Genomic DNA, 14,232 nt, shown 5'->3' with positions numbered 1-14,232 from the left:
GAAATGTCACTTTTTGTCTGTAAAAACCGGCTTTTCGCTGTTTATACAAAAGTGCTGTCCCAGACATCCACACCGCTCTCCTGGAAAATCTCGTGCAGGCGGGCTTTCAGCATCTCCTTTGTAATCCCTTTTTTCAGGATCATCTGCAGGAATCCGCCGCCGCCGGCTCCCGCGATAAAACGGGCGTCGATCATATCCTCACAAGCCATGAAAATCTGTTCGATGCAGGTATTGGTTGATCCTGCATCCAGCTGCTTGGACAGCTCCCAATGCTGATTGAGCAGATCGGTAAAAGCCTCCATATTCCCGCGTTCCAGTGCAAATTTCATGAGAACAGCAAGGCTCTGCATTTTTTCCAGGGCATCGATGGATTCCGGCCGGCCTCCCAGATAACCGCCCACCACATCACGGAGCAGGTTACGGGCCAGCCGCCGCTGGCCCGTATATACGAGGACAAAACGCTCCTGGAGCTCCTGTCTCGTGGCTTCCGGGATTTCCACCTTTTCCACGCGTATTTTCTGATCGATACCGGGCATGGTGGAAATAAATTTAATGCCGGGGGTCAGGCCGCCGACCTGATCCTGCCAGCCGCCGCCGGTGCTCATGATCTGTTCCATATTCAGGACGATATCGTAAATCTCCTCCTCCGAGGCTTCTCTTCCCAAAAATTCAAACAGTCCCTTCACGCAGGCGCCGGAAAGGATGCTGCTGGTGCCAAGCCCGGAGCCCTGGGGGATTCCAACAACCCGGGTGGAAAGGCTGATGCCGCCGCCCAGCCGGCTGCAGATTTCCTGAAGGTTCCCGCCGCTTAAGGGAATGATGCCGCAGGCAATCAGCGCCGCCTTGTGCAGGGCAAAGGAGTCGTAAGGATTATGGCAGTCCTGGATTTCTTCCACGGTTTCCACGCTGCCTGCGGCGCCGATATCCGTGCTTGCAAATTCCACATGCAGTTCCTTAAGCTTCTTTACCTGGATCTGAATAGGGTAAATGCCGTTCAGCTTCAGCGCGGCATTCAACACAACACCGCCGCATTCGTTGCAGTGAGGAGGGGTATCGGTCCAGCCGCCGCCCCAGTTGACGCGGACAGGCAGTTCCACCGTCACCTCATCCTTCGCTATCCGATAATCCTGGCTGGAGGGCAGCTTGGCCGCCGCATTGTCATAAATCGTCCTCTGGATGGTTCCGAAGCACATGGCTTCCAGGGCATCATAGCCTGTCTGGCCGAAGGTGATCCGGTTTTCCTTCATGTACTGTGCCAGAGCGTAATAGATACGGATTTTCAGGGAAAATCCGGCTTTCCCGGCATCCTCCAGCAGCATTTCATAGATATCCTGGCTGATACCATGGGCTCCGAATACCTGCAGCGCTTCTTTATAATAGGTGCCTGCTTCAATGGCCCATACGAATTTGCTGGCAAGGATCCGGCTTTCCAGCTCATGCTGCCATTTGCTGATGGCAAGGACATCCGCTCCGTTAAAGCTGGAATACAGGCTCATGCGCTCCTTATTTTTCCAGGATTCTATCTCTTCCGGGGAAGCGGAATGCTCCGCCATTTTTTTTACAATAAGAGCAGAACGGATCGCTTCCTCCATCGTATCAGCCGCAGGGTAAAGGGCGGCAAACCAGAGATAATGCTCTCCATCCTTCCACAGCGCTTCGGGTGTCAGGCCGTTGCCCGAAAGGAAGGCTGACAGTGTTGTCCCCAGGAAGCAGGCATCTTTTTCCAGCGTTCCCTTGGGGTTGTCCTCCACGCCGTAGATACGCACCACATACCTGCCGTCAAGAAGCTTCAGCCCGTGCAGCACCACATTCTCAGGAACCGTTACATTGCGAAGCTTTACGTTGGAAATTACGCTTCCTTTGCCTACCACACTTTCATCCAGCACATAGCTGTCTTCCAAATAAGCGCCGCAGGCGATGCGGGCGCGTTTTCCCACATAGCTGTTGTGGGCGGCATAGGCCGAGGTTTCCGGCGCTGTGGTGGAAACCTGCTTTTTCCAGTCCAGGAATTCATAGTCCTCCACATCCGCCGTTACCAGCCTGCGCAGCTCTGTTGTAGTCCCGAAATGGATGAATTCCGCAGGAGAAAGGCAGATGAGCTTCATGGAAAACGGGGACAGCGCCTCCCATATTTTGGCACGGCAGCCAAGGAGCCGCTCATTGATCGCTCCCTCCGCCGCTTCCCTGTAATATTGTTCCAAGTTGGCGGAACGGGCCAGCGGATATAGGAAATCGCCGTAAAAGCTGATTCTTGCCTCTTCGTTGACAAATTCGGAGAATTTCTGTTCATCCGTCCTTCCGTCCGTGCTGATCAGGCCATAGAGGGACTGAAGCAAATCCGTGTCCATTATGACTGCCCCGGTATCCAGATCCACGTTGTCCTGGCTGTTGACGGCGCCCAGCTCACGAAGGCGTTCTTCACTCTGCTTGTGAAGGAACTGGCCCACATAATCATTGCCGTCATTGAGGAAAACGCCGTGCTCTTTTCCTGTCTGCACATGCTCCTTCATGGAGATTGCGGCGGCGCCGTGATAATTGAAATCGATCTGCAGCGGGTTAAACAAAAGAAGCACATCCCCGGAAAGCACAAGCATTCCTTCCGGAATCCGGGAGGGCACGCCGGACATACCGATGACAAACTCATCAAACAGCGTGGAGGCATAACCGTTGGGCAGCTGCCTTGGAACCGGAGAAAACAGCTTCCCGCAGGCAGAGTACTGGGGCACTCTCTTGCTGTCTCCGCCGGAATGGATGACGAGAATCCGGCGGTTCTTGAATAAACCGGCAGGATCGGCCGACGGCTCCTGCTCTGCAATATATCTGAGAACATTAAAGGTTGCGCCGCCGGAGCCTACCCGTTTGCCGTCCGGATCGGGAAGCACCGCATAATGGGTGCCCGCGGGAAGCAGTCCCTGTGCCAGCCTGTAATCAATCTGTTCTCTGTATGTACGCGCCTGTTCCTCGTTGGATGCGGTCAGAATCAGATAGTCCCATTTAATAAAGCTGGGCTTTCTCAGGCTGTTTTCATAATCCTCCCAGGAATCCAGATAGGATTGCCTGAGGAAGAGGTTTTTCATTTTCTTATAATTCAATGGCTTGTCCCCCATTCGTTTTTGCAAGGGGAGGGAATCGCAGCTTCCCTCCCCTGCTTTTTCTATTCTATCTATTTATGAAGAAGAAATCAAGAAGCTGTCCATATCTCTTTTCATTCTTTGTTATTGTTCGCTTTCGTACAGGAATCGGATGTTCTCATAAATTTTTGAAAAATCGATGATGCATTTCCCGTCAAAAATGCAAACTGAAACTTTATCCTCAAAAGTATAAATGGAGGGCAGTTCATTATGTTCCAGATCATAAACAATAACCTTTTTCTTATCCGGATCGACAAGCCAGTATTCCCGTACGCCGGCCTCGGTATACTTCGCAAGCTTCAGGCTCATGTCCCTGCGCCTGGTGGATGGAGAAAGAATCTCTGCGATAAAATCCGGCGCTCCATAAATGATACCCTTTTTAAGCTTGTTCCGATCACAAACTACCAGCACATCCGGTTCCACCATTGTGCGGTCATCGCAGTCAAGCTGTACATCCAGCGGTGAAATCAGAGGAATACAGCTTCCCTGATTCTGCCGGATATAATTCGCCAGTTCACGGTAAACCTCTCCTCCCCAAAGCTGATGTATACTGGTCGGGGAAGCCATATCATAAATAACGCCGTCAATCAGCTCCACCCTGTGTTCTTCCGGTATCTTATAGTAGTCTTCCAGCGTATACTCTCCCCGCTTCTTCCCGCCATAGGCCGCGGCGGTTTCCTGTACAACAGAGGTTCCCGAAGGGCCGCCGGGATAAATACCACAGGCTCCCTCTTTCCCGTCTTCCGCGGGTAAATTACCTGCAAGCGCTGTTTCCAGGGCTCTTCGTGTTTCATAACGCGGAGTCTTCGTGATACCGCCCAGAATTTTCTGCACGGTTCCCAAAGGAATGCCTGAAATCTCTGCCAGCTTCTCATAAGAATACCCCAACTCCCTCTTACGTTCCTGCATCTCTTCTATCGTCATCACAATCAACCCCTTCCTGATATCCAAATAATATCATAAATAAAACCGTTATTCAACCGCTTTATCCATTTTCTGATAAGATATCCATTATCGCAGCGAGATGATTTTCTGCATTTTTTTACACAATAACATCAGACTGCCCAGCCAGTGAGCAGTCTGATGTTAAACTGTACCATGATATATACCTGCATTACAGGCAGTGTGATTTCTTCCTTAATTAACAGAAGCCTGCGTTTCCACGAGCGCTGCAAGACGGTCCCAGTATCCGCCGCAGGCTTCCCTGGATTCGGGAACATGCTCTGTAAGCTCCTCCAGGGAAAAAGGCAGATCTGTCATGGCCTGGCTGTCCTGTCCGGGCAGCTCTGTGCCGCCGCTATACCAGTTTTTATGGAAAGAGGATTTCTGCCAGCCGTCGCGGGGGCTTTTTACAAAATGAAATATGTTTTCGGTGAAATGATGGGACTCCCCTTCCTTGTGGCAGCAGATCGCGGGGCCTTCCTTGGTATTCAGGAACAGATTTCCGCGGGCAGGCCATAGTCGTCCTGTACCAGGCAGCCTCCCAGAAATGGACCTTGGAATCCAACGTGTCCTGGATCTGATGGGAGAGCACATTCCTGCTGTACTGATTGCTGAACAGTCCGATCCCGTAGAAACAAAGACATACCAGTGTAATGGAAATCAGCATTTTATGAAATGTTCTGGAATGGTACATCTGCCTCCCCCAATCTGCCCGGCCGCCCTGCCGGCCGGAAGCGTTTTTCACTTGCTTCTTCCAACGGTAACTATGGCCGGGCCAACACTATTTTAGCATAACGTCCTGTGATTTTGCATTTTTCCGGAAGACAGCCAGCGAATGCCGGCTGCATTACTGCAGCAGCCCGGCTATCCGGAGTGCTTCGCTTTACTACCCTTTTACAGAACCCATAACCATTCCTTTTACAAAATATCTCTGTAAAAAAGGATAAGCTGCCACAATAGGCAGGGTGGACAGAAAAATCTGCGTGCATTTTACGGTTCTGTCGGAGATCAGCGCCATTGTCTGCCAGTCCGTGGTGCTGTTGACGGAGGTGTCCCCCTGGATAATGATGGTCTGCAGATAGCTCTGCAGGGGATACTGTGTGGGTTTATTCATGAGGATGATGCCGTCAAACCAGGAATTCCAGTTTCCATCGAGATGAAAGAATCTCCATGGTTGATTTTACTGACCCAGTTTTTTCAATATCCACCCAGGCTGAAATGTTGAGTCTGAACTGCACTTCCCTGTATTATAAGCCGCGCCCTTCTTCTGAATGGGATCTGAAGCTTAACCGCCTGATTGATATAACCTACACAAAGCATCCTGAATTTGGATATCGCCGTATCACAGCATGGCTGGACAGTTATTATGGTTTTCATGTAGATAAAAAAACAGTGCTTTCCAGAATGCAGGAAATGGGGATACAAGCCGTTTACCCCAGGCAAAACACCAGTAAAGCGAACCCTGCCAATAAAGTATATCCCTATCTTCTCAATGGGATACAGGCTGCCTTTCCGGATCATGTTTGGAGTATTGATATTACTTATATTCCGATACAGAAGAGCTGGCTTTATTTCACTGCCATTATAGACTGGTATTCCCGGTATGTCCTGGCATGGGAGATAGATGACACTCTGGAAATCAAATTTGTTCTGGATACCTGCCCAAAGGCACTTGACGGCTCTGTGCCTGAAATCATGAACAGTGATCAGGGAAGCCATTTTACCAGCCCAAAATATACAGAACTCTTTCTGGAGGCAGGTTCCAAAATCAGTATGGATCACCGTGGACGCGCATATGACAATATCTTCATAGAACGATTTTGGCGAAGTCTGAAATATGAGGATATTTATCTTAAAGATTACAGTTATCCCCGGGAAGCACGAAAAGGGACCCGAGAATATATGGAGTTTTATAACAATGAACGCCCACATCAAAGTCTGGGGTATAAAACACCCAGCCAGATTTATCATGAAGGGAAAGGCCGTTCTTTCCGCTCATGATTTTACTTGAGAATAATCAATGTATCAAGGATGTATACACACCGCGCTGCGGCAAGTCCTTGACACATTGATTATCCCCAAGTTTCTTGTAACCAAGGAAAGAAAGGGATAATATATTCCAGATATATCCAGGAACATACGTTTAGCACCTAACGATAAATTTAGCAAAAAACTGTCTTGACAAAGTGGGTCACTTTACTTCATATTATTTTTATGCAGTAAATTCCGGATGCTTCCTACGACAAATCAAAAAACTCTCTCATGAAAGTACCGTAAAATATCAAAATTTAACTGCCTTTTGTCAATTTTTCGAGGGATAAATTGTATTATCCTGTTGTCTATTTCACTTTTCTCAATACCAACAGAACAAAATCACTACACAAGTCATATCGCACCGCGAAAAGAACCGCAAAATAGATTATAAAAAACACCATCGCGCTAAAAAGCAACGATGTAAAAGCAGTAGTAAAGTTCACAAAATTACGAAGAAGTAAAACCGAAAGAATGCCTGCTATCGTTCCTAGGCTCACCTTCCAAAACTTCTTTATAGAAAAAACGCATCTTACCATCTCTTCAGCCAATAGAATCTGAATAGTACACTGCGTTACCTCTGCGATAATTGTTCCTATAGCAGCACCGTTATAAGAAAATTTTGGAATCAATATTGTGTTAAATATCACATTCATGACTGCACCGACAACTACCGCTATCATTAGATTTCTTTCTTTTCCAATAGAAACTGAATATTGACTTCCGATAATCTGTGAAACAGATGAAATTGCAATTGTCGGAATTAAAATTTTCATTGGCACATTTGCATCAATGAATGCCTCACCTGCAAGAAATACTACACTATCTGTTGCCATTAAAATAAAATAAGCACACATAGGTATCGTAACAAAAATGATCAGTTCATATGATTTTTTTAATAAATAGTATATATCTTGTTCGCTTTTTCTTCCAACGAATGATAATCTAGACATCATCACTACACTAAAAGAAAATATTAGCGATAATAAAATAACTTTTATTTTTACCGCCACCGAATAAATTCCTGTGGCATAATCCCCATGAAACAGTCCTAACATTACTGTATCAAGCTGTGAATAGACATTCACTGCCAACGTAGTGGCAAATAGAATAAAAATAGGTTTTAAATGGCGTTTTATCTCGTAATTGGAGTATCTTGTATAATTAATATAATTATGAGAATACGTTGCGTTTAATACATTTCCTGCTCCTGTGGCAAATACAGAAATAGCGGCATAAATCATACCATCTTCCGCGTTTTTCACAAACACAAACATCATAAAAATCGATACGATTTTGAAAAAACAATATATGCTTTCCTACGCCAATAATGTTGGAAATGTATGTTTAAAACTGACCAGAAATAAATTATTTTCCTGAAAATGATTTTCTGGAAAAAAGTATTATAAGATTCGTGTCTGCTGCTTGAGCCACAAATATGAATGCTCAATTAGCAGACACGAATGAAACATCAGTGCAAAAGGGAAACCTTGCAGCAAAAGTACAGCGCCTGCTGCCGGTTTACTCTCCTGTTACCCTCTCTTAATCTTCACCATCATAGCCTCATAAGGCCGAAGGCTTCCGTCAGGTTTGCTGTCCGGGTAATTGGAAATCAGCACTTCCCCGCCGTTCCATTCCTCAGGCAGAGTCCGAGTCTGCGGCGTATCGCCGAAATTGCAGTATACCAGCAGCTTTTCCAGCTCATTGGTCCTTGTATAGGCGAAAATATTTTCATCCTCTTCCATCAGCGGCTCATACCAGCCGTCAATCAGGACTGCCTCCTGTTTTCTCAAAGCGATCAGCTTCTGATAATAATGGAATATGGAATCCTGGTTTACCAGCGCCTCCTGTGCGTTTATTAATGTATAATTGGGATTGCATCTAATCCAGGGCGTTCCTTCGGTAAAGCCTGCATTTGCGCTCTCATCCCACTGCATGGGAGTCCTGGCGTTGTCCCTTCCCTTGGCATAAATGGAACGCATAATCTCTTGTTCCTCATACCCTTTTTCCATACGTTCTTTATACATATTCAGCAGTTCTATATCCCGGTATTCCTCAATGTCAAATCTGACATTTGTCATACCCAGCTCTTCGCCCTGATAAATGTAAGGGGTTCCCTGCATGCCGTGGATCATGGTTGCCAGCATTTTGGCGGATTCCACGCGATATTTTTCATCATTTCCGAAGTGGGATACCGCGCGGGGAAGGTCGTGGTTATCCAGGAAAAGGCTGTTCCATCCCTTCTGATACAGCGCCTGCTGCCATTTGGTAAATACTTTTTTGAATTTCAAAAAGGGGAACGGCGCCAGATCCCATTTTTCCTTCCCGGGCTGCTGATCCAGGACCATGTGTTCAAACTGGAATACCATGGAGAGCTCCGAACCGTCCGGATTGCTGTAAAGAAACGCTCTTTCCGGCGTGGCGGACCAGGCCTCTCCCACGGTCACCAAATCGGCCCGCTGGAAGGTATGGCTGCTCATTTCCCTGATAAACGGATGAAGCATGGGGCCTTCCGCCATGACACAGTTGTCCGTATCCTTGCCGATGAGATCGATAACGTCCAAGCGGAAGCCGCCTACGCCGCGGTCTATCCACCAGTTAATCATGTCATAAACTGCCTGACGCAGCTTCGGGTTTTCCCAGTTCAGGTCCGGCTGTTTTACGGAGAACTGGTGAAGATAATACTGGCCGCATTCCGGCACCCATTCCCAGGCAGGTCCGCAGAAGGCGGATTTCAAATCGTTGGGATATTCCCCCTCCACGCCGTCACGCCAGACATAAAAATCGTGATAAGGATTTTCCCTGCTTTTCTTTGCCTCCAGGAACCAGGGATGCTCGTCAGAGCTGTGGTTCAATACCAGATCCATGACGATGCGGATCCCTCTCTTTTTGCCCTCCGCAATCAGCTCGTCCATGTCAGCCAGGTTTCCGAAAATAGGATCAATATCCTGGTAATCGGAAATGTCATAGCCATTGTCGTCCTGAGGGGAGCGGAATACGGGAGACAGCCAGATAGCGTCAATGCCAAGCTCCTGCAGATAGGGAAGCTTCCGGATAATTCCCTGGAGATCGCCGATGCCGTCTGCGTTGCTGTCGTAAAAGCTTCTGGGATAAATCTGATAAATAACCGCCTTCTGCCACCACTTTGTCTGCTCTTTTTCCATAATTATTTCCATCCTTTCCGTCATGCTGCATAAGGCAGCATAAACAATCCATTTTGACTGATACTATACTCATCACGAAAGCTGTGTAAAAACAATATCCACGCCGCCGCATTTCTAAGAAAAGCTTAGTTGGTTTTGTCTGGTTATTCAATAAGTGTTGTGAAAAACCAATTTTCTGCACAAAAAAATAGCCTGATATCGGGCAGGATGCACAACATCAGGTTATTTACTATAAATAATGATACCTGTGAGGGTATGAACAGGTACTCTTATGGCAAGGGCAGCGGCAAATCCGGAATCACAGCTCTTGTGCTTTCCCTCACAATCAGTTCCGTAGGGAGGGCGAGCGAACGCACAGGGGTTTCTTCCCCCCTGATCCGTTTCATGAGAAGGCTTACCGCCTGTCTGCCCTTCTCCTCCGGCAGCTGGCGTACTGTGGTGAGCGCCGGCCGGGAAAGCCTGGCATAGATGTTGTCATCAAAGCCTGTTACGGAAATATCCTCCGGCACTCTCAGCCCCTTGGAATAAAATATGGTAATGGCTTCATTGGCATAATAATCGGAGACAAAAAAAGCGGCGCTGTAGCGTTTCCCGGATTTCCTCACGAACTGCCGCAGCACCTCGTGGCGCATTGTTTTGTTTTCAGGAAGATAATAAAAATCATCCCGGCAAAAAGACAGGCCAAAGCCCAACAGGGCGTCCTGAAAGCCGCGCAGACGTTCACCGTTGCTTGCCAAAGGCTGTTCCTGATCACAGAAAAAAGCAATGGAACGGTGCCCCAGGCGGAGCAGATAGGAGGTCAGTTCAAAGGAACCCTCGTAGTCCTGCAGTCCGATATTGTCATATTCTTCACTGTCCGCAAAGCAGGAATCAATAAAAACCATGGGTTTTCCGGTCTTTTTCGCAAGCCTTGCGCACTCCTCCGGCTTCCAGCCAAGAACTATCGCGCCATCGATATTCCAGGGGGCGCACAGGCGGAGCATGTCCTCTTCTGTTTCCGGTACGTCGTAAACGATATATCTTCCCTGTTCCTTTGCCGCTTTCTGGATGGCGCCCAGAAGCTCTCCGCAGAAAGGATCAGTAAGGACGTTGCAGTATCCTCCCATGCAAAAGCCCACTGCGATCATATTTTCCCCCGACGATGCGCCGCTGCTTTTTCCTGCTGTCTCATAATGGTTTTCCCAGAGCGCTTCTTCGATTTTCCACCTGGTTTCCAGGGACATTTTCCCGGTGCGTCCGTTTATTACATTGGATACGGTGGTTGGGCTTACGCCGAGTTCTTCTGCAATCTGTTTAATGGTGGTCATAGCCGGCTCCTCTATTTCAACTTTCTCTCAATGTCTGAAAAGATTTTTATCAGGATAAGACTGTTCCGCAGCTTCCTGGCTACATCAGTATATTCTATTTTTCCACGAAAAACAATCCGTCCCTTTCAGAAGTATCCCGTGTATCTTTTCAGTCCCTTCGCAGTTATTTCAAATCATCCGCCGCCTTAAGCCAGATGCCGCTTTCCCTGAATTCCTCCAATACCTGAAGCACTCTGCCGGCCCAGTCCCCTTTTTCCCATTTCCCGGGAGAGATTATCAGTTCATTGTCCACATACTCCAGAAAACAATCTCTGATCACAGCCGCATTTTTTCTTTCCTGGGAACTGCCTTTAAGCTTCTTGGGAAGCCAGTATAATCCGAGGGATTTCATATAATGGGCCTGGCTGTAAACATTCGGCCCAATAGCCATGTAATCCTCCTGGGATATGCGGAAAACCACCTGATCCAGGGAATAGCTTTGCCGGGAATTTCCTGACTCTTCTGCTAACTCGAACATGCGGGCAGCCAGAATCTTTCCGAAGGACAGCTTTTCGTAACTGCCAGTTTTTTCACAGTTAGCTTTTTCATAGCTGTCAGCCGCAGTATAGTCGCTTTCTTTTTCATGGGTGTCACCTTTTTCCAGGCGCTCCCTTCCTTTCGCATTCTCTTCTGCTTGCCCACTCTGTCCATCCGCTCTCATCTGTGCCGCAGTCTGGCCGGCTGGTTCCGTTTGTTCCCGAAATACAATTTGACCCTGCTCATTCAGTCTCACTTCAGAGAGGGGATAAGCTTTTTCCCGGATTACCCGGATTCCCTTATCATCACACTTTTTTATGTAAATAAGGCTGTTTTTGCAGTCAATGCTTAAAAGCAGCGGCTGCTGTGTGCTGATCTGGTATTCCGCCGTTGTCAGCCGCTCCTGCCCGTTGGGGCGGCAGGGTGTGAACCATATAGGCAGGATTCCCATTTCCTTCATGCAGTCCATCTTGTTTTCCAGCTGCGTATGCTTGACAAAATCGGAAACATAATTCAGGGCAATTTTAATTTCCATCTTAATTTCTTGTTTCTTATCCTGCGTATGCACCATGATCTGGCTGCGCAGGCTTCCCCGGAGAGGCTCATATTGCAGGATTGTCGCATCGGGAAAGCTCAGGGAGGCGAAATAAAGCATGGCATCGCGCATACGGCGGTTCCGTTCTCCCTGCTCTTTGTTGGTCAGCACACATTCACTGCCGGTATAGTGGCTGAAATAGGGCTGTCTGATATTTCCGGCGTTCAATATCAGCGGCTCCCCGCACTCCGGGCAGATAAATTTGCGGTTTTGGCTTTCTGTTCTCATTTTCAGGCGCAGCTCCTGAATGTAGTTTCCGTTCCGATCCTTCAAAGAAGATGCTTTCCATAAGGCATCCTGATAAATGGCTTCTTCACACTCGTACATACTCGGCCTCTTTTCTCACGCTGTGGGAATTTGATTTATGGGATATTTAAGGAATATCATATCACATCTGCTCAGTGGCAGACAGTATTTACCGGAAAATACACTGTATAGCATTCCCTGCCATTCAGCTTCCGGTTCCGATAAGGAAGGCCTGCGGTACTGGTGTACTTCCAGGGCGTCCGGTCACATACATCATAATGAATATTGGAGGTGCTGATATCCAGACCGCTCCAGTAGTTGCTGCAGTTAGGCACGTTCCAGGTCAGCACGTAATGGAATTCCTGTATTTCTCCCGGCGCAGTCTCCTTAGAGATACAGAGCATGCCCGTATCCTTGTAATCCTTTTTCCCGTTTTCATAACGGCGGTTTTCGAGAGGCTTTGCCGAGGCAAATTCCCGCCAGTAGGTTTCCACATGATCCCGCCAGTTCCCGCGGAACCAGTATTCCTGGCAGACGGCCTCCGAATCTGCGGCAAGCGTAAAATCACTGTAGGAAACATCCCCTTTATCGATCTCTTCCGTGGTGAAATGGATTCCGCGGATGCCGTTTCCTTCCCGGAAGCGGTTGCGGGTAAAGCTGCTTTGGCACGGATTTGTTATGATTCCCGCCGTGGTATAGGTAATGGGGCGATCTGTGGTATTCTCCACCAGAATGTCTGCAAATAACGCCGGAATGCTGGAATCCCTGTCATTGAGAGGGATGAACGGATTATAGTAACGCACGGTAACCCTTCCAGGGAATCTCTCATCCAGGAAGGAAAGCTCCGCCATAGGGTATTTCCCCTCAAATACCAGCTCCCGGAAATGCGGCATGCCGAGCATGGTTCTTTCGTCCACCTGTCCCAGATAGGGCTTTTCCAGATCCGAAACCAGTACCCTGGCATCCAGCAGCTCATCACCCGCCTGCGCTTTCACGGCAAAATGGCTGTATCCGTTTCTTGTTCCCATGGCGGGGCGGTTATAAACCTGCCAGTCGATCAGGCAGCCATTTCCCGCAATACCGATACTGCCGCTTCCCAGCCCTCCCACGGGAAAGGATATGGCTCGCTGCCGGTCCTTTTTATAGGTAAAAGTATTGTAAGTGTCAGTTTTAATCGTGCTCACCTCTTTTCCTGTTTAATTCACTTCCAGCGCGTTGGCATCCGGCAGCGGCGGGACGGGTTTGTGCGGCTCCAGCTGATACCAGTAGCCTACGGAAGCGATATCGTCCTGCAGGGGAAGATATCTGCCCTCGCTCCTCCAGCCAAGGGCCTGGATTTCCACATGCAGATCCGTATCGAACCGGATAGGATCCGTCAGATGAAAACGGTACATGCCAAAACGCTGCTGGGAGCAATACAGGCCGTCGGGCCTGATAATCTGATGCAGCCCGGAATAAGGTGTGGAGAAACGGCAGTATTCTCCTCTTGGATATTCGAAGTTCCAGGCGCCGCCGATATAGTCCTCTGTCCCGGTTCCGCATATGGTAGGAAAATCAGTGTCCCCGTCAAGGAAAAACTTGATTTCACCCTCGCCCCACCAGCGGTTGCTGTTTACGCCCCAGGCAAGATAGGTTCCCACATACTGCCCTTTGCCCTCGGCCCGATCGACAATCACATGGTTTTTCATATATTCCAGCGGATTATCCCTCCTGAACTGGGCGTGAAGATAGGGAGTATCCTCTTCTACGGCTGTTTCCGCATAGGTGATCTGATAGTAGATCACACTTTTTTTATCCGTCAGGTTTTCCAGCGTGATTTTTGCACCTGTCCGGAAAGGCATCTGCCAGTAACAGTTCATCCCGCCACTGGGATTAACGCAGACAGGAAGCGACTGCAGAAGCCCTGTTTCGCACCAGCCCATGCAGAAGAAATCTCCCAGGGGCACCTCTATGGAGGGCGTCTCCTCCGCATCCCAGTAAAAACGAAGCACTAAAGAACGCCAGTCTTCATGGGGGCAGGTCAGCCAGATGTGCTGGATTATGCCGCTGCCCTGGATGTCAGCTAGGACCAGGGTTTCCTTACCGGGAATTTCAACGGAAGGGGAAATCTTCCAGCCCTGTCCCAGCTCTCTTGCGCACTCCTTTCCCGTTCCTTCCACAGCCATGCCTCCCTTTCCCTTTTCCCCATGGAAATTTTCCGGGCTGATGGATCTTGTTTTTGCGTCTGCCAGGCAGGTCAGACCTGCCAGCAGGGAATGTTTTTCGTTCATAAAAAATCCGTCTCCTTTTGCTTTGCTATA

General features: G+C 48.4%; 11 protein-coding genes. 1 reads left to right on the top strand and 10 read right to left on the bottom strand.

Annotated elements, in window-relative coordinates:
• Window positions 1-41: 41 nt before the first annotated feature.
• The 4 genes from FYJ45_RS04240 to FYJ45_RS04230 form a co-directional block, all read right to left on the bottom strand.
• Window positions 42-3,092: a fucose pyrophosphorylase domain-containing protein gene (locus tag FYJ45_RS04240; protein WP_195841667.1), complete on the bottom strand. Its 3,051-nt coding sequence runs from the start codon at window positions 3,090-3,092 to the stop codon at window positions 42-44.
• Between the two features lie 123 nt (window positions 3,093-3,215).
• Window positions 3,216-4,055: a Uma2 family endonuclease gene (locus tag FYJ45_RS04235; protein ID WP_154463716.1), complete on the bottom strand. Its 840-nt coding sequence runs from the start codon at window positions 4,053-4,055 to the stop codon at window positions 3,216-3,218.
• Between the two features lie 213 nt (window positions 4,056-4,268).
• Window positions 4,269-4,391 (bottom strand): hypothetical protein, encoded by a 123-nt coding sequence (locus FYJ45_RS31335; RefSeq protein ID WP_268890903.1) that lies wholly within the window; start codon window positions 4,389-4,391, stop codon window positions 4,269-4,271.
• 568 nt (window positions 4,392-4,959) lie between these two features.
• Entirely contained in the window at window positions 4,960-5,187 is a 228-nt protein-coding gene (locus tag FYJ45_RS04230; protein ID WP_195841651.1) for an ABC transporter permease family protein, read from the bottom strand.
• A gap of 56 nt (window positions 5,188-5,243) precedes the next feature.
• Between FYJ45_RS04230 and FYJ45_RS04225 the strand changes: the two genes are divergently transcribed.
• A complete protein-coding gene (locus FYJ45_RS04225) occupies window positions 5,244-6,074 on the top strand; it encodes an IS3 family transposase (RefSeq protein WP_235930562.1) in 831 nt (276 codons plus the stop codon).
• A 338-nt stretch (window positions 6,075-6,412) separates the two neighbouring features.
• Here FYJ45_RS04225 and FYJ45_RS04220 read toward each other — a convergent pair whose 3' ends face one another.
• The 6 genes from FYJ45_RS04220 to FYJ45_RS04195 form a co-directional block, all read right to left on the bottom strand.
• Entirely contained in the window at window positions 6,413-7,369 is a 957-nt protein-coding gene (locus FYJ45_RS04220) for an oligosaccharide flippase family protein (RefSeq protein ID WP_195841650.1), read from the bottom strand.
• 267 nt (window positions 7,370-7,636) lie between these two features.
• Window positions 7,637-9,268 (bottom strand): alpha-glucosidase, encoded by a 1,632-nt coding sequence (locus FYJ45_RS04215; RefSeq protein WP_154463621.1) that lies wholly within the window; start codon window positions 9,266-9,268, stop codon window positions 7,637-7,639.
• Window positions 9,269-9,537: 269 nt separating this feature from the next.
• The gene (locus FYJ45_RS04210) at window positions 9,538-10,575 is read right to left on the bottom strand and encodes a LacI family DNA-binding transcriptional regulator (RefSeq protein ID WP_154463620.1); all 1,038 of its coding nucleotides are present in this window, start codon (window positions 10,573-10,575) and stop codon (window positions 9,538-9,540) included.
• Window positions 10,576-10,738: 163 nt separating this feature from the next.
• Window positions 10,739-12,013 (bottom strand): competence protein CoiA family protein, encoded by a 1,275-nt coding sequence (locus tag FYJ45_RS04205; RefSeq protein WP_154463619.1) that lies wholly within the window; start codon window positions 12,011-12,013, stop codon window positions 10,739-10,741.
• Between the two features lie 71 nt (window positions 12,014-12,084).
• A complete protein-coding gene (locus tag FYJ45_RS04200; RefSeq protein ID WP_154463618.1) occupies window positions 12,085-13,116 on the bottom strand; it encodes a GH116 family glycosyl-hydrolase in 1,032 nt (343 codons plus the stop codon).
• A 12-nt stretch (window positions 13,117-13,128) separates the two neighbouring features.
• On the bottom strand, window positions 13,129-14,202 hold the full coding sequence (locus FYJ45_RS04195) for a glycoside hydrolase family 172 protein (protein ID WP_154463617.1): 1,074 nt from the start codon (window positions 14,200-14,202) through the stop codon (window positions 13,129-13,131).
• Window positions 14,203-14,232: the final 30 nt, after the last annotated feature.

The sequence above is a fragment of the Eisenbergiella porci genome (assembly GCF_009696275.1).
GTDB lineage: Bacteria > Bacillota > Clostridia > Lachnospirales > Lachnospiraceae > Eisenbergiella > Eisenbergiella porci.
The sequence above is the reverse complement of the archived record's forward strand: the minus strand, read 5'-3'. Positions and strand labels throughout refer to the sequence as shown.